The organism is Lacrimispora sphenoides JCM 1415 (assembly GCF_900105615.1).
Taxonomy (GTDB): Bacteria; Bacillota; Clostridia; order Lachnospirales; family Lachnospiraceae; genus Lacrimispora; species Lacrimispora sphenoides.
Genome location: NZ_LT630003.1, coordinates 2,180,724 through 2,200,060, shown reverse-complemented (window position 1 = coordinate 2,200,060; position 19,337 = coordinate 2,180,724). Strand labels below are relative to the sequence as shown.

Below are 19,337 nucleotides of genomic sequence, written 5' to 3'. Positions count from 1 at the left end.
CTATAGAAAAGGAGAAAATTTATGCTTATTAAAATGTCAATAATTCCTGGCGGAAAAACGGGCAAGGTAGGTAAAATAAATGTAAAAACAGGCGATAAGGTCGCTGCCGGCGATATCCTTGTACAAATAGAAACGGCGAAAGGAAACCGACAGATTAAAGCCGCATCAGATGGAACAGTTAGTAAGATATTATGTGAAGAGGGCATGGACATAGCATCGAATGCTGAGATGTTTGAAATCACCGAGGATCCTGAAGTCAAAGAGGCTGCGTTAACTGATTGTGATTGTGCTTCACAGAAAACCGGGAAAGAAGCCACTGCCGATTTACTTATCATAGGAGCTGGTCCCGGCGGATATGTAGCTGCTATTTATGCCGCTAAAAGCGGCCTGAAGGTAACTCTGGTTGAGCAATCGGCATTAGGCGGTACCTGTCTTAATGTCGGCTGTATTCCTACAAAAGCACTTGTTAAATCTGCGGAAGTCTGCCACACGGTAAGGAATGCGTCAGCCTTTGGGATTGAATCAGGCAGCCCGGTTGCAGTAAATATGAAACAGGTCATTGACCGTAAGGATAAGATTAAGGACAAACTGGTTTCAGGAATTGACTTTCTCATGAAAAAGAATGAAATCAATGTAATCTCCGGCCAGGCATCCTTTATGGATAACAATACAGTAACAATAAATGGCGAAGAAAATTATATCATTAAGGCACAAAATATTATCGTTGCAACAGGCTCGAAAATCTCTAATATTGCAATTCCTGGTATAGAACTTCCGTTTGTGCTGAACAGCACAAAAGCGTTGTCTGATCATAAACTCCCCCAATCCATAACCATTATTGGCGGCGGTGTGATCGGAATGGAATTTGCATTTATCTATAAAAATTTCGGCGTTGATGTCCATGTGATTGAATTTATGGATCGATTACTGACCATGGTAGACAGTGATATCTCAAAAGAGATACAGGATATGGCAGAAGAAAATAACATTCACATTCACACAGGTTCAAAGGTCAAGAAAATTCAAAGTTCCGTTGACGGCATGGCAGTTATTACTTATGAAAACAACGCCGGGGAGCATTTAGTGGTAAGTGAAAAGGTATTGGTGGCTATTGGCAGGGAGCCGAATCTGGACGGATTATCCATAGAAAAGAGCGGTGTCCTGTTAAATGGCAATGGGAAAGGGATTCAAGTGGATCATTCCATGCGTACAAATGTTGACAATATTTATGCAATTGGAGATGTAACAAATATCATGCAACTGGCCCACGTAGCTTCCCATCAGGGGATTGTTGCCGTAGAAAATATATTAGGAAAGCATAAAGAAATGAATGATTCAGCAGTCCCTAATGTAATATTTACTTCACCGGAAATCGCAAGTGTCGGCATCGGAGAAGACGAAGCAAAAAGCAAAGGCATTGATATTGATGTAAGCAAATTTTCCTTTGCCGGAAACGGAAAAGCTTTGACGATGAATGAGGCGAGAGGCTTTTTAAAACTGATTAAGAACAAAGAAACAGGAAAAATAATAGGCGGGTCAGTCATAGGTGCCGATGCATCTTCTTTAATCAGCTCATTAACCTTAGCGATTGCCAATGGATTTACTGATAAAGAAATCTCTGAAACCATATTCCCACACCCTACTACCAGTGAAACGATTCATGAAGCCGCACTGGATTTTGGAATTGGAGCCTTACACCAATAATGAAAAAAATAGTGATATCCGAAGAATTTGATCCCTGTTTTAATATAGCCGCAGAGCATCAGCTGTTTTTAACCTCCGAGGAAGATCTGCATCTGTTTCTATGGCAGAACGATTCTTCTGTAATTATAGGAAGGAACCAGAACCTGTACGCAGAATGCGATTTAAATTACTTAAGGGAACATGACATAAAAGCAGTCCGCAGATTTTCCGGGGGCGGGGCGGTATATCATGACAAGGGCAATGTTAATTTTACTTTTATTACAAAAGAGGCATCAGCCAGTCAAGACCATTTTATCAAGCTCATACAATCTGCAATGCAGCGGCTTGGGATCGACTGTGAATTTAGCGGCAGAAATGACTTATTATTCAAAAACCGAAAATTTTCCGGTCACGCTTATTATACGGACGGTGATAATTACATGTATCATGGTACGGTACTGGTCAACGTAAATTTTGAACAGCTGGAAAATGCCCTTACACCGTCTAAAATAAAGCTGGAGTCCAAAGGCGTCGAATCAGTAAGGAGCAGAGTTATCAATCTATCTGAAATAAACAGTGAAATCACTGCCCAGTCAGTGATCCTGGCTTTTATTGAAGCCTTTGAATGCAATCATATAGAATCCATTAATAAAATGAATTTTCAACCGCCATTAGAGAAAATCCTCTCGTCTGACAATTGGATGTATGCCCAATCGCCTAAATTTGATGTTGAATTGGAACGCAGATATTCATTTGGAACGATGTCTGTTTCTATCTCTATCGCTGATAACCTGATTCAAAATGTAAAAATAAACACGGATAGTTTGGAGCTTTATGATTTTAATGCCTGTGAAAAGGAACTCTATCATACCCGTTTTAACGAACAGGAGATCTGGGACCATATCGAGGGATATCTCTAGAATCATCTTGATTTTTCATAATATCAGGAAAAGACCTTGAAAAATATTGTACACCAGGTCGTTTTATGTTAATATATGAAATAAAAAAATCAAATGGTGAGTACTATGTTTAATTTAGATGATTGCATTGCTTTTGTCACTTGTAAAGGGGCAAAGGATTTAGCGGATACCTTAGAAAAAAGGCTGAATAATTTTAATATAACAAGAAGCCAATGGATTGCACTTTATTATATTGAAAATAATAATATGATTACTCAAAAGCAGTTGGCCGATAAAATGTCTTTAAAAGAGCCTAGTGTTGTCAGGTTATTAGATAAGATGGAGCTATACGGCTGGGTTAATCGTATCAGCAGCAACGATGACAAAAGAATGAAGTTTTTAATGTTAACCGATAGCGGTAAAGAAATTGAGACGGCTATGCTAGATGTTGCGGAAAAATTTAAATCCGATGTGCTTAATGGCATATCTCATGAAGACCTCGATGTTTTTAAATCAACGCTTAACAAAATGCTGATAAATATTGAGGACGGCAGCAAATAGGAAAAGTCAGTCGGATATTCCCAATCCGCGATCCTGCTTAATGAGGTTAAAATATACAATAAAACCAAATTGAAAAAATTTCTCATATATGTTATGATACAAACATAGCAGCATCCTGACACGAAAAACGCAGTTTGAAGTAGAAGGTTCGGCATATGAGGAGTCTTTGATTTGCCGCGCCTAAATGGCGCGGTTTTTTGCTTTTATAAAGCATTTATCGCCAGGATAAAGGAACGGAGGAAGAAGCATGGAAACGAGAATCGCCGTTATCGGCATCGTTGTGGAAGAGGAAGAATCTGTGGAGCTGCTGAACGACATCCTTCATGAATACCGGAAGTGTATCATTGGCCGCATGGGGATCCCCTATCCGAAAAAGCAGGTAAGCATCATAAGCATTGCTGTGGATGCGCCTCAGAGCACCATTTCCGCACTGACCGGTAAGATCGGGAAATTAAAGGGAGTCAGCTCCAAGACGGCCTATCAGGGCGTGAAAGGTTAAGTAAGATTAGAAATGAAACGGTTTTTTCCAGGGTAATACCTGTGAAATTAATAAACCACTGACGGAAAAGCAAATGCTGACCCTAAAGAAAGGAAGTATTAAAATGTATGATCCAAAATCGCTGAAAGCGGAAGAATTCATTTCCCATGAAGAAATTCTTGAAACTCTTGATTATGCGGAGAAAAACAAAGCCAATGTAGATCTGATCGACCAGATCATTGCAAAGGCAAGGCTGGCAAAAGGCCTGACCCACCGGGAGGCATCTGTCCTCCTTGCCTGTGACATTCCGGAGAAAATACAGGAAGTTTATGATCTGGCGGAACAGATCAAAAAGGATTTCTACGGAAGCCGCATCGTTATGTTTGCCCCTCTTTATCTTTCTAATTACTGCGTAAATGGCTGTACCTACTGTCCATACCACTTAAAAAACAAGCACATTGCCAGGAAAAAACTGACCCTGGAAGAAGTGGAGAAGGAAGTCATTGCCCTTCAGGATATGGGACATAAACGCCTTGCCATTGAAGCAGGTGAGGATCCTGTGAATAATCCCATCGAGTACATCCTGGATTGCGTCAAAACCATATATTCCATCAAGCACAAAAACGGCGCCATCCGCCGGGTCAACATAAATATTGCGGCAACTACGGTAGAGAATTACCGCAAGTTAAAAGAGGCAGAGATCGGGACCTATATTCTCTTTCAGGAAACCTACCATAAAGAAAGCTATGAGAAGCTTCATCCAACAGGCCCCAAGCATAATTATTCCTACCATACAGAGGCCATGGACCGGGCCATGGAGGGCGGGATTGATGATGTAGGCCTGGGCGTTCTTTTTGGCCTTGAGCTGTACCAGTATGAATTTGCAGGACTTCTGATGCACGCGGAGCATCTGGAGGCAGTTCATGGAGTAGGACCTCATACCATTAGCGTTCCCCGCATCAAGAAAGCCGATGATATTGATCCTGGTGCTTTTGATAATGGGATCGATGATGAGATATTTGCAAAGATCTGTGCTTTGATCCGGATTTCGGTTCCTTATACCGGAATGATCATTTCGACCAGGGAAAGTCAGAAGGTAAGAGAAAAGGTGATCCGTTTGGGGGTATCCCAGATCAGCGGCGGTTCCAGAACCAGCGTTGGCGGTTACCAGGAGGACATCCGTCCCACAGATACGGAGCAATTTGACGTATCCGACCAGCGATCCCTTGATGAGGTGGTCCATTGGCTTATGGATATGGGCTATATTCCTTCCTTCTGTACCGCCTGTTACAGGGAGGGGCGTACGGGAGACCGTTTTATGAGTCTTTGCAAAAGCGGCCAGATCCAGAACTGCTGCCAGCCCAATGCCCTGATGACACTAAAAGAATATTTGATGGATTATGCTTCCGAAGATACGAAAAAAGTTGGTGAGGCCCTGATCGCAGCGGAGCTGAACCATATTCCAAAGGAAAAGGTTCGTTTGATCTGTGAAGATCATTTGCAGAAAATAGAAAAAGGTATCAGGGATTTCCGTTTTTGATCAAACAGGCAGTTGCCAGGGCAAAGTTAACTTGGCCTTGGCTCGCTGCAATTGCAAAAATTGACAGTAGGGAGAGGTGACAGGCATGGGACTTAATGAAACACCATCCTCTGAGCGGGTGCATATCGGCTTTTTTGGCCGCCGCAATGCAGGAAAATCAAGCGTTGTCAATGCAGTGACAGGGCAGGAGCTGTCCGTTGTATCGGAAGTGAAAGGGACTACCACGGACCCTGTTTACAAATCCATGGAGCTTCTTCCCATGGGACCGGTGGTCATCATTGATACGCCGGGGTTTGACGATGAAGGCGCTCTGGGCAAGATGCGGGTAAGGAAAACAAAGCAGATTTTAAACCGGGCTGATTGCGCAGTCTTAGTTGTAGATGGGGCTGTTGGAAAGACAAAAACCGATGAAGAATTGATCCTTTTGTTTAAGGAAAAGAAGATTCCATATGTGGTTGCTTATAATAAGTGTGATCTGACCGGACCACAGGCCTATGATGACGGACTTTCTGTCAGTGCTTTTAAGGGCCTGTTCATCCACGAATTAAAGGAAAGGATCGGAAGCCTTGTAAACACCGGGGATACAAAAATGAGGATCGTAGGAGATTTGCTGAATCCATTCGACCTGGTGGTACTGGTGATCCCCATTGACAAGGCGGCACCAAAAGGCCGCCTCATCCTGCCCCAGCAGCAGGTGATCCGGGATATCCTGGAGGCCGGTGCCATATCGGTGGCAGTGCGTGAAACGGAATTAAAGGAAACTCTTAAAAGGCTGGGAACCAGACCGGCCCTTGTCATTACGGACAGCCAGGTCTTTGAGCAGGTAAGTAAGGATACACCGGAAGAGATTCTTCTCACCTCGTTTTCTATCCTTCTGGCTAGGTATAAAGGCTTTTTAGAGGATGCGGTAAAGGGTGTGGCGGCCATTGGTGATTTAATGGATGGGGACAGGATCCTGATCTCAGAAGGCTGTACCCATCACAGACAGTGTGATGACATTGGTACCGTAAAGCTTCCCCGCTGGCTTCGGCAGTATACGGGGAAAGAGCTTCTCATAGAAACTTCCTCCGGACGGGAATTTCCGGAAGACTTGTCAGCCTATAAGCTGATCATCCACTGCGGCGGCTGCATGTTAAATGAAAGGGAGATAGAATACCGAAGAAAGTGTGCGTCAGATGCCGGTGTACCATTTACCAATTATGGAATTGCAATCGCTTATATGAAGGGAATTTTAAAAAGGAGCTTAAAAGCGCTTCCTGATTTGGAAGAGCTGCTGCCTTAATTGGAGATAGCATTTCTTTTTACGTAATTTATATGTGTTAAGAGGTTATAAAAGTTCCTGACAACATTGACTTATGGCTATATTTATGATATTGTAAAGTCAATCAGATATGGGGGAGTAGTCAGCATGCGCCGGCTAAAAAAGGCCTTCTAATTTATCAGCATGCAGTTAAATCAACATCCTGAACAGCAATGTTCTGGTTTAATTTGAAAAGACAAGACCTGTGTCCTAATTTTAGGGCCGAGTCTTGTCTTTTTGGTTGTATATGATGACCTCACCGATACAAAAGAGCACTAGCATGAAGGGAGATTTAATATGAATTTTTTGCTGTCAGGTCTTACCTCTGTAACCGTTCCTCAGTTAATCATGTATCTCGTCGGATTTTTGCTGATCTATCTTGCTATTAAAAAAGGGTACGAGCCTTCGCTTCTTCTTCCCATGGGATTTGGGGCGATACTGGTCAATCTGCCCCTGTCCGGCGTGATCGATCAGACGCTGCCCGGCATAGGAAATACTCATGGTATTATCCAGTGGCTGTTTGAATCCGGGATCGAAGCCTCAGAAGCGCTGCCTCTTCTTTTGTTTATCGGGATCGGGGCCATGATCGATTTTGGGCCTTTGTTATCCAATCCCATCATGATGCTGTTTGGTGCAGCGGCCCAATTTGGTATATTTTTAACGATTTCTGTAGCTGTTTTACTTGGATTTGACCTTAGAGACGCGGCTTCCATAGGTATTATCGGCGCTGCTGACGGGCCGACTTCTATACTGGTATCCCAGATACTCAAATCAAATTACATCGGGCCAATTGCAGTGGCGGCTTATTCCTATATGGCTCTGGTTCCTTTGGTCCAGCCCTTTGCTATCCGGCTGGTTACCACCAAAAAGGAGCGCTTGATCCGGATGCCTTATAATCCAGTATCCGTATCCAAAAGGATCCGAATTATTTTCCCAATTGCAGTCACCATGATTGCTGGATTTGTAGCACCCCAGTCCGTTTCCCTGGTGGGCTTTCTGATGTTCGGAAATCTGTTAAGAGAATGCGGCGTTCTGCACAGCTTATCAGATGCGGCACAGAATATTCTTGCCAATCTGGTCACCCTTCTGCTGGGCATTACTGTTTCCTTCAGCATGAGAGCGGAAGCCTTTGTAACCTGGCAGACCCTTGTTATTCTCGGCCTTGGCCTTGTGGCATTTGTATTCGACACCATAGGAGGAGTGCTGTTTGCCAAGTTCATTAATTTATTCCGTAAAAACAAGATCAATCCCATGATAGGCGCTGCCGGCATTTCCGCTTTCCCCATGTCAGCCCGTGTCGTTCAGAAGATGTCCATAAAAGAAGACCCCACCAATCATTTGCTGATGCATGCCATCGGGGCCAATGTTTCCGGGCAGATTGCATCTGTTTTGGCAGGCGGTATTGTCTTAAACCTTTTGACCACCTTATTATGACCAGTATCCGCGGGCGGAAATTCGGCTATCGGATAGAAAGGAGCCAGTTATGCTTGATAAATTTCTTTTGTCCCTGGACATCATGTGGAAGGGAATGTTCAGTATATTTATCGTTATCATCATTATCACACTGCTTATTATGGCATTTCAGTGGTTTGAAAAAAACATTTTGGATAAAAAAGATGAGCAAAGTAATGTATGAAATATCATAAAGATAGGGTTAAAATTACAAAGGATTGACAAATAGTCAAAACTATATTATGATAACTCTGGTTTTTAATAAATAACCTGTTCTTTGCCACCGGGTAAAGAATTTTAAGGTGTTCTGAAATATTCCGTTAGGTCGTAGAAGGAATATTTTAAGAACACCTTTTTTATGTTCAAAGGAGGATATGAGATGGAACAATCTGTCTTAAAAGACTACACCAAGTATGTGAGCCTTAATATTTTGGGGATGATCGGGCTATCCTGCTATATCCTGGCTGACACCTTTTTTGTATCAAAGGCACTGGGCGCTGCAGGCCTGGCAGCACTGAATTTTTCAATTGGGATTTACAGCCTGATTAATGGTACTGGATTGATGATCGGTATAGGAGGTGCCACCCGCTACAGCATTCTGAAATCCCAGAATGGGGGGAAACGGATAAATACCGTTTTTACCACCAGTTTAAAGATGGGAATTCTGGCGGGAGTGCTGTTTGCAATCACAGGAGTCCTGGGCACCGGGACTCTGGCTGTATTATTGGGAGCCGACGCAGCTACATTGCCACTGACTAAGGCATATTTAAGCACCATACTCTACTTTGCTCCGTTTTTTATCCTGAACAATGTCATGCTGGCATTTGTGAGAAATGACAATAATCCTAAGTTGTCGATGATTGCAATGCTGACAGGAAGCCTATCCAATATAATTTTGGACTATGTATTTATGTTTCCGCTGGGTATGGGGATGTTTGGTGCGGCCTTTGCCACCGGTCTGGCACCTGTCATCAGTCTTGTGGTTTTATCTGCCCACTTTATACAGGGGAAGAGCAGTCTCCGGTGGCTGCAAAGCAAAATTCAGTGGAAGGCAATCCGCGATATTTTTGGTCTGGGTATGGCCGCATTTATTACGGAGGTGTCTTCGGCGATTGTTTTGATCACCTTTAATCTGGTCATCCTGGGGCTGGAGGGAAACTTAGGGGTTGCATCCTATGGGATTGTGGCCAATATAGCTCTGGTAGGGATCTCTGTATTTACGGGAATCGCACAGGGAATACAGCCGCTAATCAGCAAGGCTTACGGCTCAGGGAATGGTATTATTATAAAAAAACTGCTTCAATATGCGGTTATCACCTCCCTGGCAATAGCGTCAGCAATTTATTCACTGGTATTTTTCTGTTCGGATCAAATGATCAATGTGTTTAACAGTGAGCAGAATGCAGCAATTGTTCTTCTTGCCAGGGAGGGACTCAGGATCTACTTCGCCGGTTTTTTCTTTGCAGGAATCAATATTATTGTATGCATGTATTTAAGTGCTGCCGAACGTGGGCTGAATGCTTTTATTATTTCTGTGGCGCGGGGGTGTGTGGTTCTTGTTCCCATGGTACTTATGCTGAGCCGGATTTGGGGAATGACAGGGGTATGGCTGGCATTTGTTATGACAGAAGGATTGGTGAGTGTTCTTGGTATGGTATTAGTATTTTGGAAAAAGAGGACGGATGTTCTCTGTTCGTAATGCAGAAATATGATGGGTCCTTATTAAATAAGTATAAATATTAATATAAAGAGAAACGGTGTATTATTGTACACCGTTTCTCTTTATGTTTTGAGTACATGGTAAGGAGAATTACACCACGGCATTGATCCAATAACTGGAGCCACCGGGGATTTAAAAGTCAGAATCAGTTCTTTGCAGTAAGTTCACAAATGACATTTTTATTATTCTGTGATATGATATTTTATGACTGGGTATACCGCCTGGTTTAGGTATCATGAGGAGGAGGAATATGAATCTTTTTGGCAGCTTAGTGATAGCGTTTTCCATGTATTCCCGTATCCCAATGCCCCAATTGGAATGGACAAGGGAGCGGATGAAATATGTTATGTGCTTTTTTCCTCTCATAGGAGCAGTCATCGGTCTGCTGGAATTTACAGCCTTTCTTGGCTCTAATGCTCTTGGTTTCCATCATCTAGGGCAAATACTCCCGGTAGTAATTCCCATCCTGGTTACAGGAGGCATTCATATGGATGGATTTCTGGATGTGGTCGATGCAAGATCGTCAAACGGAGACAGGAAGAAAAAGCTTGAGATCCTAAAGGACCCTCATACTGGTGCTTTTGCTATCATCGGATGCGGTGTTTACCTGGTTCTATATCTGGCCGTCTTTTTGGAAATGCGTCCGGCCATGATACCTGTCTATTGCCTGACATTTGTGGTTACCAGGGCCTTAAGCGGCCTGTCTGTGGTTACATTTCCCATGGCAAAGGAAAGCGGTCTGGCGGCCTCTTTTTCCGGGGCAGCCCAAAAAAGGGCAGTAGCAGTTGTTATGGTTTTGTATCTGGCAGCGGCGGTAGGGGGAATCTGGTATCTGGGAGGAGCAGTATCTGCTTCTGCTACCCTTATCGTATCCATTCTTATTTATTGGTATTATTATACCATGGCAAAGCGGGAATTCGGAGGCATTACCGGCGATCTTGCAGGATATTTTCTGCAGATATGCGAGTTGGCCCTTGTAGCAGGACTGGCTGTTGTTTCCCATTTAGCGCCATTTTAAAAGAATGGAGAGATACAAGAGGAAACACCCTACGGGTATACCTTTATGCCCAAAAAGCGTGGGCAGGAAAGAGGAAACACCCTGCGAGTATACCTTTATGCCCAGAAAGCGTGGGCAGGAAAGAGGAAATATGATATTGATTATAGGCGGAGCATGGCAGGGAAAGCTTACCTTTGCCATGGAGCTGGCAAAGAGCGCCGGCAAAAAGACGGAACTCGAAGGAAATAAGCTTTTCGATCCCCTGAATTTGAACAGCGTGCCCCGCAGCACCGGGCATCAATTGGATACGCAGGGATATCCGCTTGATTCGTCAATAAGAAAAAGTGAGAAAGAGGAAGAACATGAGATCGCAGAAGGCAGCAGGGATAGCTTTGAAGCCGCCTTGACATGCCCAATCATCCACGGTCTTCATGAGTACATAAGAAGGCTTTTAAAAGAAGGGAAAAGCGTTGATGCTTTTCTCGAGGCGGTTCAGCGGCAAAATCCCGATGTCATTATTACCTCTGATGAACTGGGCTGCGGCATTGTGCCCTTTGATCCGGCAGACAGGGAATGGAGAGAAGTGTCAGGAAGGGCATCCGTAAGATTAGCCCGGATTTCCAGGGAAGTCTACCTCATGGTATGCGGAATTGCGGCCAAGATTAAATAAACAGAAGGTCAGGGAACAAAAATGATGATGAGACTACATTTAGCAGCAGTGCTGACAGGATGCTTTCTCGACCTGTGCTTTGGAGATCCCCGCTGGCTTTGGCATCCGGTCTGCGGCATAGGCTCTCTCATAAGCTGGCTGGAGAAAAAGCTAAGGGAAATGTTTCCTAAAGGAGAAGTGGGGGAAAGAAGAGCCGGTTTATGGCTGGTGATCCTTGTGCTATTAATCACTGGTACCGTATCCGGGGCAATTCTCTGGACTTCCTATTTCTTTTCTCCCTATGCAGGGTTTCTTATAGAAAGTATCATGTGCGGCCAGATGATGGCTTGGCGTTCCCTGCGGGAAGAAAGCATGAAGGTCTATAAGGCTTTTTCCAATGGAGATGTGGAAGGAGCCAGGCAGGCCGTATCCATGATTGTAGGCCGCGATACGAAAATATTGTCGGAAGAAGGGATCACAAAAGCAGCGGTGGAAACCGTAGCGGAAAACACTTCGGATGGAATCATTGCCCCTTTGCTCTTCATGGCTTTTTTTGGAGGAGTGGGAGTGTATTTATACAAAGCAGTAAACACCATGGATTCCATGGTGGGCTATAAAAACGAACGGTATCTCTGGTTCGGGCGCGCAGCAGCAAAGCTTGATGATGCCTGTAATTTCATACCGGCCCGGCTATCCGCAGCCCTAATGATAGGGGCAGGATATATGTGCCAGCTTTTTTATGGAATCAGGAATAAGAGGAACCCATACAGAGGCAGGAATGGCCTGGTAATATTTAAGAGGGACCGCTTCAATCACAAAAGTCCTAATTCAGCCCAGACAGAGGCGGTCTGTGCAGGAGCGCTGCAGATCCAGCTGGCGGGAAATGCCTGTTATTTTGGAAAGCTTTATGAAAAGCCTACCATTGGAGATGCGGTAAGACCGGTGGAATACGAGGATATCCCCAGAGCCAATTGCCTCATGACAGTTACCTATGTGTTAGCGCTGATCCCTGTATTCCTGCTGTTCCTTATAGTTTTTTAGAACAATCAATCGTTTGACCAGGAGAATAATAATATGGAATACCAGCATGGCGGTGATATATACACCAACAACGTAACAATGGACTATTCAGCCAACATAAATCCCCTGGGTCTTCCCCGTGGGGTAAAAGAGGCTCTTTATAAAGCGGCAGACAGTTGTTCCTTCTATCCTGACAGCCAATCCATGAGGCTTCGGAAGGAACTGGCAGGGTTCCACAGCGTTTCGGCAGAGAACATTATCTGCGGAAACGGAGCAGCAGATTTAATCTTTCAGATCGTACAGGCATTAAAACCGAAAAATGCCCTGCTGATCGCCCCTTCTTTTCTGGAATATGAACAGGCCCTTAAGGCATCTTCCTGCAGCATCGTGCTCTATTGCTTAAAAGAAGAAAACGGGTTCCGGCTAACTGAAAAAGAATTGATCGACTGGCTGGAAAAAAACAGGATTGATGTTCAAATGCTGTTTTTATGCAATCCCAATAATCCCACCGGATATGCCGTAGAGAAGGAAGCGATGGAAGGGATTCTTAAATACTCCAGAGACCACGGGATCTTTTGCGTGATAGATGAATGTTTTAATGAATTTTTACAGGAGCCTGAGAGATATTCGGTCCTTGATCTCATAGGAGACGGTGGTTATGAGAACGTCTTCCTTTTAAAGGCATTTACAAAGCTGTATGCTATGGCCGGTCTGCGTCTGGGCTATGGGATATGCACTGGAAAAGAGGTCCTGGACCAGATGAATCTCATACGTCAGCCCTGGAGCGTTTCCAGTCTCGCCCAGGCGGCAGGAGAGGCGGCCCTATTGGAGACAGAATACGTGAAAAGGACAAGACAGGAGATCACCTGTGAAAGGGAATACTTAAAATCAGCCCTTTCTTCCCTTGGTTTTCTGGTTTTTGATTCCATGGCCAATTATATTTTTTTCCGGGATTTAAGACCAGAGGCTCTTGCAAAAGAGAAGCTTCTTTATAAACAGCTTCTGGACAGGAAAGTTCTGATACGTTCCTGTTCCAATTACAGAGGACTTGATGATACCTATTACCGCATCTGTGTAAAGCAGAGGAAAGAAAATGAAGAGTTTCTTTCCATATTAAAATCCATAGTGACAGAAGGGAAATAACCGTATGGCAAAGACGATCATGATACAGGGAACCATGTCCAATGCAGGGAAAAGTCTGATTGCGGCCGGTTTATGCCGGATCTTTAAACAGGATGGCTACCGGGTGGCCCCTTTTAAATCCCAGAACATGGCCCTAAATTCCTATATTACGGAGGAAGGGCTTGAGATGGGCAGGGCCCAGGCGGTTCAGGCGGAAGCGGCAGGAGTAAAGCCAGAGGCAGCCATGAATCCCATCCTGTTAAAGCCGACCAATGATATTGGGTCCCAGGTAATTGTAAATGGCATATCTATTGGCAATATGCCAGCCAGAGAGTATTTTGCATACAAAAAAGAGCTGGTGCCAGAGATAGAACGGGCATTCCAAAAGCTTTCAGAGGAGTACGATATCATTGTCATAGAAGGAGCCGGAAGTCCGGCGGAGATTAATTTAAGGCAGGATGACATCGTAAATATGGGTATGGCAAAAATGGCGGATGCGCCGGTGCTTTTAGTAGGAGATATCGACCGGGGAGGAGTATTTGCACAGCTTTACGGAACCGTAATGCTTTTGGAGCCAGATGAAAGAGCCAGGATCAAAGGCCTGATTGTCAATAAATTCAGGGGAGACAAGACAATACTGGACCCAGGGTTAGAAATGATTGAAAAACAGCTTTCCATCCCGGTTGCCGGTGTGGTTCCATATATGGATGTGGACCTGGAAGAGGAGGACAGCCTTGGAGACCATCTGGCAGGAACCGTTAGAACGGACCGGACCGCAGTGGAAATCGCCGTGATCCGTTTGCCAAGAATCTCCAATTTCACGGATTTTCAGGTTTTTTCTACGATACCATGGGTAAGCCTGCGATATGTAGACCGAGTTTCTGATCTTGGAAATCCAGATCTGGTCATTCTGCCTGGCAGTAAAAATACCGTCCAGGATCTGCTCTGGATGCGGGAGAGCGGCTTAGAGGCTGCAATCCTTAAGCTTCAGGCCAGAGAGGTTCCGGTATTTGGCATCTGCGGTGGATTTCAGATGCTGGGAGAAAGCATATCCGATCCCTTCCAAATGGAAACAGATGGGGCTGTCCTGCCGGTCCGGGGAATGGGGCTTCTGCCGGTCCGTACTGTGTTTGGAAAGGAAAAGACAAGAACAAGAGTGGCAGGCTCCTGTACCAGCGTAGGAGGGATATTTGAGGAACTGTCAGGTATCGAGGTGGAAGGGTATGAAATCCACATGGGAGAAACCACCAGATCCGTACCGCCTCTTGCCTATGTCATGGAATGCCAGTCCGGTTCCCACCAGGCGAAAATGGACGGCTGCCAGAGGGGAAATGTATACGGTACTTATATCCATGGCTTCTTTGATAAAGAAGGGATTGCAATGACCATTGTAGAAGCTCTTGCAAAGAAGAAGGGTATTACCCTGGATCTGGATGGCAGTTTTAACTACCAGGAATACAAGGAAGAGCAATATGAACGGCTGGCCGCCCTGTTAAGGGACAGCCTTGACATGGAACAGATCTATGGGATAATGTTCACGAAAGCAATGAGCAGTGTGAAATAGGACAGGAGAAGATTTTCGTTGTGCTTGCACATAAGAAAATCTTCTCATGGCCTATTTCAAAGGGCGAATGCCCGTGAGCTCGCAAAACCGCAGGTTTTGCGAGCGGCACTGCGGACTTATAAGGAGAAACAAGGAGAAACAGATGGAGCTTAAAGAGCTTGAGCGGGTACTTCCCGAGGAAATAGAAAAGAGAAGTTTTGAACTGATCACCATGGAGCTTGGAGAAAAAGTCCTTGATCCGGAATGTGAATTGGTGATCAAACGGGTGATTCATACCACCGCCGATTTTGAATATGCGGATAATCTGGTATTTTCGCCCCACGCCGTACAGGAAGGGATCCGGGCATTAAAGGAAGGCGTGCGGATCATTACGGATACGAATATGGGAATGGCCGGCATTAATAAGGGTGCCTTAAAACGCAATGGATGCAGCGTCAGCTGCTTTATGGCCGATGAGGATGTTGCAGAATACGCAAAGCTTCACCATACCACCCGCGCCTGTGCCAACATGGATAAGGCGTCAGAGCTTTCGGAGAATTGTATTTTTGCAGTAGGAAACGCCCCCACAGCCTTAGTGCGCCTTTATGAATTAATAAAGGAAGGGAAAATCCATCCCAGGCTGATCATCGGCGTTCCGGTGGGCTTTGTCAATGTGGTCCAGTCAAAGGAAATGATCATGTCCCTTTCTGATATCCCCTTTATTGTGGCCAGGGGAAGAAAGGGAGGAAGCAATGTGGCAGCGGCAATCGTTAATGCCCTGCTTTATCAGATACAGCAGCAGTAACCTGGTTTATTGCCCATGGTTTTGGGTTTTAAGTATACCCGACAGGATTATTAGAGGGGAAGAACAGCATGGACTTATACAGCATAATTTTAGTAGATGACGAAGAAGAAGTACGTAAAAGCATTATAAAAAAGATCGAATGGCAGGCAGCTGGATTCCGGGTGGTGGGAGATGCGGAAAATGGGGAAGATGCCATGGAAAAGATCGAGATTTTGGAACCTGACGTAGTTTTGACGGATATCCGGATGCCATACATGGATGGCCTGGCACTTGCAGAAAAGGTACGGCAGCGGTACCCTTCCATGAAGGTGGTGATCTTTTCCGGCTATGATGATTTTGAATATGCCCAGAGGGCAATCAAGCTGAATGTGACGGAGTACATCTTAAAGCCGGTCAATGTGGAAGAACTGACCTCCATATTAAAAAGGATCAAAGGGAATCTGGATCAGGAAATAGAAGAAAAAAGGAATCTAAGCCGTCTTCGGGAGAATTACCGGAAAAGCCTTCCCATCATCAGGGAGCAGTTTTTTAATGATCTGGTACACAAAAATCTTCCGGAAGAGCTGGTGGAGCAAAAGCTTAGGGAGTATGGCGTGCCTGTCATGGGTGCAAGGAAATGGATCATCGTTGCCATTGATGTGGAAAAGGGGGAGGTCAGGGAAACTCTGTCCCTTCACAATGAGGAGGAACTCATCCCCATATCCGTCATGCAGATCGTAAGAGAAAAATTAGAGGGTTATTGCCGGTTCGCACTTTTCCAGTCCGTTTCAGAGGCGGAAATGGTGGTGATCGTTGCTCTTGATGATGACAACTCTACCACAGGGCTGATCGATGTACTGGGGGATATCTGCAAGGAAACAAAGCGGATTCTGGAGGTGCCGGTCTCCATGGGCATTGGCAAAAGCTTCCGGGAACTGACCGGATTTAGAGAAGCATATCAGTCTTCCATTGACGCTCTGGGCTATAAAGCCATAGCAGGAAGAGGGACCACCATTTACATCAATGATATGGAGCCGGTGGGAGTAGGAAAGCTGGAATTTGACAGTGTAACAGAAGCGGATTTAATCTCAGCCATAAAATTCGGCCCCGACGAAAAGATCGAAGCAGCGGTTTCCAGGATCATTGAAAAGATGGAATCCGCAAAAGTCCATTACCGCCAGCAGCAGGTTTACATGTTCGGCGTATTAAACAGTGTCCTTCAGATGATGCAGCAGTATGACCTGGCCCTTGAGGATATTATGGGCGGAGAGCTAAAGGGCATGGAAATCTTTGATAGGATAAAAAAGAAAGAGGAATTTGGCCAGTGGCTTTTTAAGATTGCAGGAAAAATGAACCAGTTCATTAACCAGGAGCGTGATTTCACCACACGCCAGGTAATTCAGGAAGCAAAGCAGTATATTATGGACCACTACCAGAATCCTGATTTGTCTGTGGAAATGATATGCCGCCACCTTCATATGAGCCCGGCATATTTTTCTACCATGTTTAAAAAAGAAACCGGACAGGCTTACATCGCCTATCTGACAGATATCCGTCTGAATAAGGCGGTAGAACTGCTTAACAAAACCGACGATAAGACCTATGTGGTGGCAGCGAAGGTGGGATATCAGGAACAAAATTATTTCAGCTATGTATTTAAGAAAAAATTCGGAGTATCACCGACTAAATTCCGCGGAGCCAGGTAATGGAAGCACCCTCCGGGTATAACACCCGGTGCCCGATAAAGCGGGGCAGGCTTTAAAGCGGTGTGGGCCTTGTCCAAAAGGATAGACGATAATATGGAAAGAAAGAATATAAGCATTCGTTATACTATTTTTGTATATTTTACCGTGACTGCTTTGGCAGCCAGTCTTTTAATAACCTTTTCCTTATACCAGCGCCTTTCCACCCAGGTGGGAGAAATGGTGCAGGAGGAAAACCAGAGCCTGATACATCAGGTAGCCAGGTCTGTGGAGTCTTATCTGCTTACGGTCATGAAGCTGTCGGACTCCCTGTATTATGGCGCCGTAAAAAATGCCGATCTTTCTTCGGAATCCATTAATAACGAGATCACCCTCCTGTATGATAACAACAAGGATAATGTGGACAATATCGCTCTCTTTTCCCAATCAGGCACCATGGTGGAAGCGGTTCCTGCCGCAAGGCTTAAAAGCGGTCTTGATGTGACCGGGGAAAATTGGTTTTTGAATGCTTTGGAGAAGACGGAAAACCAACACTTCTCTTATCCCCATGTCCAGTATGTATTTGACAGCAATGAAAACCAGTACCGGTGGGTGATATCTTTATCAAGGGCCGTGGAGCTGACGGAAGGTACCTCTACCACCCAGGGCGTGCTTTTGGTAGATTTAAGTTATTCCAGCCTGGAACATCTTTTTGACGGAGTGACCACAGGAAAGGGCGGCTATGTGTATCTGATCAGCAATGACGGGCAGATCCTGTACCATCCCAAGATCCAGCTCATCGATTCCGGCCGGATGCAGGAGAACAATCTGGTGGCTGCCGGCTATAAAGATGGAAACCACCGGGAGGATTTTCAGGGGGAGACCCGGAACATTACGGTAAAATCCATTGGCTATACGGGCTGGAAGATCATTGGAGTGACGCCTAAAAATGTGGTTTCTTTAAATTCCATTAAAACCAGGCTTTTTATCGTGTTCCTCATAACCCTGATCCTGTTTATACTCGCCCTGATTAACTCCTATATTTCATCCCGTATCACCAATCCCATCAAGGATCTGGAAAAATCCGTGGGAATTCTGGAAGAGGGGAATTTGCAGGCGGCAATTTCCATCGGAGGGTCCTATGAAATCCAGCATCTGGGAAATTCCATTAAAAATATGGCAAAACAGATCCGGGTCCTGATGGACGACATCGTAGCAGAGCATGAGGCCAAAAGAAAACAGGAATTTGATACCTTACAGTCGCAGATCAATCCCCATTTCCTTTATAATACCCTTGACATCATCGTGTGGATGATTGAAAACGAGCAAAAGGCGGAGGCGGTCAAAGCAGTGACGGCCCTGGCCCGGTTCTTCCGGATCAGTTTAAGCAAGGGAAAGAGCATTATTACGGTCAGGGATGAATTGGAGCACGTGCGGAATTATTTGATGATCCAGCACATGCGTTTTAAGAATAAATTCTCCTACGAGATTGATGCATCCGAGGAATGTATGGAGCTTTCCTGTTTAAAGCTGGTTTTGCAGCCGCTTGTGGAAAATGCCATCTATCACGGAATGGAGTTCATGGATGGAGACGGAGAAATTATTTTAAAGGTCTGGAAAGAAGGAAATGACTTATTCTTTATGGTGAAGGACAATGGCCTTGGAATGACAGAAGACCAGGTGGCGGGCTTATTTTCCGATCAGGTCCATGTCACTTCAAAAAAGGGTTCAGGGATTGGCGTGAAAAACGTCAATGAGAGGATCAAGCTGTATTTTGGGGAAAAGTACGGCCTGATCATTGAGTCAGAGCCTGATGAAGGAACGGTGATCACCATCTGCCTTCCCGCGGTTCCCTATAGTTCTGCCTCTATGCCCGAAGAGAATGGGCGATGAAAAGGAATCACCCT

Annotated in this window: 17 protein-coding genes; all 17 read left to right on the top strand. The window is 44.9% G+C overall.

All coding sequences use genetic code 11. The features are described 5' to 3' along the window. The first annotated feature begins 21 nt into the window (after positions 1–21). The 17 genes from lpdA (at position 22) to BMX69_RS09780 (ending at position 19,323) form a co-directional block, all read left to right on the top strand. Positions 22–1,704, top strand: coding sequence for a dihydrolipoyl dehydrogenase (gene lpdA / locus BMX69_RS09855; RefSeq protein ID WP_100042248.1), 1,683 nt, complete (start codon positions 22–24; stop codon positions 1,702–1,704). Continuing rightward, positions 1,704–2,603, top strand: coding sequence for a lipoate--protein ligase (locus tag BMX69_RS09850; RefSeq protein ID WP_100042247.1), 900 nt, complete (start codon positions 1,704–1,706; stop codon positions 2,601–2,603). The genes lpdA and BMX69_RS09850 overlap by 1 nt, the downstream gene beginning before the upstream one ends. A gap of 105 nt (positions 2,604–2,708) precedes the next feature. Then, positions 2,709–3,143 carry a MarR family winged helix-turn-helix transcriptional regulator gene (locus tag BMX69_RS09845; RefSeq protein ID WP_025233560.1) on the top strand — a complete coding sequence of 145 codons (435 nt, stop codon included), beginning with the start codon at positions 2,709–2,711 and terminating at the stop codon, positions 3,141–3,143. A 247-nt stretch (positions 3,144–3,390) separates the two neighbouring features. After that, entirely contained in the window at positions 3,391–3,642 is a 252-nt protein-coding gene (locus BMX69_RS09840; RefSeq protein WP_054789961.1) for a TM1266 family iron-only hydrogenase system putative regulator, read from the top strand. Between the two features lie 103 nt (positions 3,643–3,745). Further along, positions 3,746–5,161, top strand: coding sequence for a [FeFe] hydrogenase H-cluster radical SAM maturase HydG (gene hydG / locus BMX69_RS09835; protein ID WP_174715211.1), 1,416 nt, complete (start codon positions 3,746–3,748; stop codon positions 5,159–5,161). An 85-nt stretch (positions 5,162–5,246) separates the two neighbouring features. Beyond that, complete coding sequence (hydF, locus tag BMX69_RS09830) at positions 5,247–6,443, top strand: [FeFe] hydrogenase H-cluster maturation GTPase HydF (RefSeq protein WP_100042246.1); 1,197 nt, start codon at positions 5,247–5,249, stop codon at positions 6,441–6,443. Between the two features lie 315 nt (positions 6,444–6,758). Next, entirely contained in the window at positions 6,759–7,895 is a 1,137-nt protein-coding gene (locus BMX69_RS09825) for a sodium ion-translocating decarboxylase subunit beta (RefSeq protein ID WP_100042245.1), read from the top strand. 49 nt (positions 7,896–7,944) lie between these two features. Beyond that, positions 7,945–8,097 carry a hypothetical protein gene (locus BMX69_RS24085; protein WP_157724404.1) on the top strand — a complete coding sequence of 51 codons (153 nt, stop codon included), beginning with the start codon at positions 7,945–7,947 and terminating at the stop codon, positions 8,095–8,097. A gap of 195 nt (positions 8,098–8,292) precedes the next feature. Beyond that, complete coding sequence (locus BMX69_RS09820) at positions 8,293–9,612, top strand: MATE family efflux transporter (RefSeq protein ID WP_100042244.1); 1,320 nt, start codon at positions 8,293–8,295, stop codon at positions 9,610–9,612. A gap of 271 nt (positions 9,613–9,883) precedes the next feature. Then, on the top strand, positions 9,884–10,651 hold the full coding sequence (locus BMX69_RS09815; RefSeq protein WP_100042243.1) for an adenosylcobinamide-GDP ribazoletransferase: 768 nt from the start codon (positions 9,884–9,886) through the stop codon (positions 10,649–10,651). Between the two features lie 58 nt (positions 10,652–10,709). After that, entirely contained in the window at positions 10,710–11,300 is a 591-nt protein-coding gene (locus tag BMX69_RS09810) for a bifunctional adenosylcobinamide kinase/adenosylcobinamide-phosphate guanylyltransferase (RefSeq protein ID WP_242941391.1), read from the top strand. A gap of 24 nt (positions 11,301–11,324) precedes the next feature. Further along, entirely contained in the window at positions 11,325–12,320 is a 996-nt protein-coding gene (gene cbiB / locus BMX69_RS09805) for an adenosylcobinamide-phosphate synthase CbiB (protein WP_100043813.1), read from the top strand. 33 nt (positions 12,321–12,353) lie between these two features. Next, the gene (locus BMX69_RS09800; RefSeq protein WP_100042242.1) at positions 12,354–13,442 is read left to right on the top strand and encodes a pyridoxal phosphate-dependent aminotransferase; all 1,089 of its coding nucleotides are present in this window, start codon (positions 12,354–12,356) and stop codon (positions 13,440–13,442) included. Positions 13,443–13,446: 4 nt separating this feature from the next. Beyond that, positions 13,447–14,985, top strand: coding sequence for a cobyric acid synthase (locus BMX69_RS09795; protein WP_100042241.1), 1,539 nt, complete (start codon positions 13,447–13,449; stop codon positions 14,983–14,985). 142 nt (positions 14,986–15,127) lie between these two features. Then, positions 15,128–15,769 (top strand): precorrin-8X methylmutase, encoded by a 642-nt coding sequence (locus BMX69_RS09790; protein ID WP_054789965.1) that lies wholly within the window; start codon positions 15,128–15,130, stop codon positions 15,767–15,769. 68 nt (positions 15,770–15,837) lie between these two features. Beyond that, positions 15,838–17,454 (top strand): response regulator transcription factor, encoded by a 1,617-nt coding sequence (locus tag BMX69_RS09785; protein ID WP_100042240.1) that lies wholly within the window; start codon positions 15,838–15,840, stop codon positions 17,452–17,454. Positions 17,455–17,547: 93 nt separating this feature from the next. Continuing rightward, entirely contained in the window at positions 17,548–19,323 is a 1,776-nt protein-coding gene (locus BMX69_RS09780; protein WP_100042239.1) for a sensor histidine kinase, read from the top strand. The last annotated feature ends 14 nt before the right edge of the window (positions 19,324–19,337 follow it).

What these genes read in the sequence shown, in the direction of transcription:
- lpdA (WP_100042248.1), top strand. Translation starts at nt 22, where the DNA reads ATGCTTATTAAAATGTCAATAATTCCTGGCGGAAAAACGGGCAAGGTA.
- BMX69_RS09850 (WP_100042247.1), top strand. Translation starts at nt 1,704, where the DNA reads ATGAAAAAAATAGTGATATCCGAAGAATTTGATCCCTGTTTTAATATA.
- BMX69_RS09845 (WP_025233560.1), top strand. Translation starts at nt 2,709, where the DNA reads ATGTTTAATTTAGATGATTGCATTGCTTTTGTCACTTGTAAAGGGGCA.
- BMX69_RS09840 (WP_054789961.1), top strand. Translation starts at nt 3,391, where the DNA reads ATGGAAACGAGAATCGCCGTTATCGGCATCGTTGTGGAAGAGGAAGAA.
- hydG (WP_174715211.1), top strand. Translation starts at nt 3,746, where the DNA reads ATGTATGATCCAAAATCGCTGAAAGCGGAAGAATTCATTTCCCATGAA.
- hydF (WP_100042246.1), top strand. Translation starts at nt 5,247, where the DNA reads ATGGGACTTAATGAAACACCATCCTCTGAGCGGGTGCATATCGGCTTT.
- BMX69_RS09825 (WP_100042245.1), top strand. Translation starts at nt 6,759, where the DNA reads ATGAATTTTTTGCTGTCAGGTCTTACCTCTGTAACCGTTCCTCAGTTA.
- BMX69_RS24085 (WP_157724404.1), top strand. Translation starts at nt 7,945, where the DNA reads ATGCTTGATAAATTTCTTTTGTCCCTGGACATCATGTGGAAGGGAATG.
- BMX69_RS09820 (WP_100042244.1), top strand. Translation starts at nt 8,293, where the DNA reads ATGGAACAATCTGTCTTAAAAGACTACACCAAGTATGTGAGCCTTAAT.
- BMX69_RS09815 (WP_100042243.1), top strand. Translation starts at nt 9,884, where the DNA reads ATGAATCTTTTTGGCAGCTTAGTGATAGCGTTTTCCATGTATTCCCGT.
- cbiB (WP_100043813.1), top strand. Translation starts at nt 11,325, where the DNA reads ATGATGAGACTACATTTAGCAGCAGTGCTGACAGGATGCTTTCTCGAC.
- BMX69_RS09800 (WP_100042242.1), top strand. Translation starts at nt 12,354, where the DNA reads ATGGAATACCAGCATGGCGGTGATATATACACCAACAACGTAACAATG.
- BMX69_RS09795 (WP_100042241.1), top strand. Translation starts at nt 13,447, where the DNA reads ATGGCAAAGACGATCATGATACAGGGAACCATGTCCAATGCAGGGAAA.
- BMX69_RS09790 (WP_054789965.1), top strand. Translation starts at nt 15,128, where the DNA reads ATGGAGCTTAAAGAGCTTGAGCGGGTACTTCCCGAGGAAATAGAAAAG.
- BMX69_RS09785 (WP_100042240.1), top strand. Translation starts at nt 15,838, where the DNA reads ATGGACTTATACAGCATAATTTTAGTAGATGACGAAGAAGAAGTACGT.
- BMX69_RS09780 (WP_100042239.1), top strand. Translation starts at nt 17,548, where the DNA reads ATGGAAAGAAAGAATATAAGCATTCGTTATACTATTTTTGTATATTTT.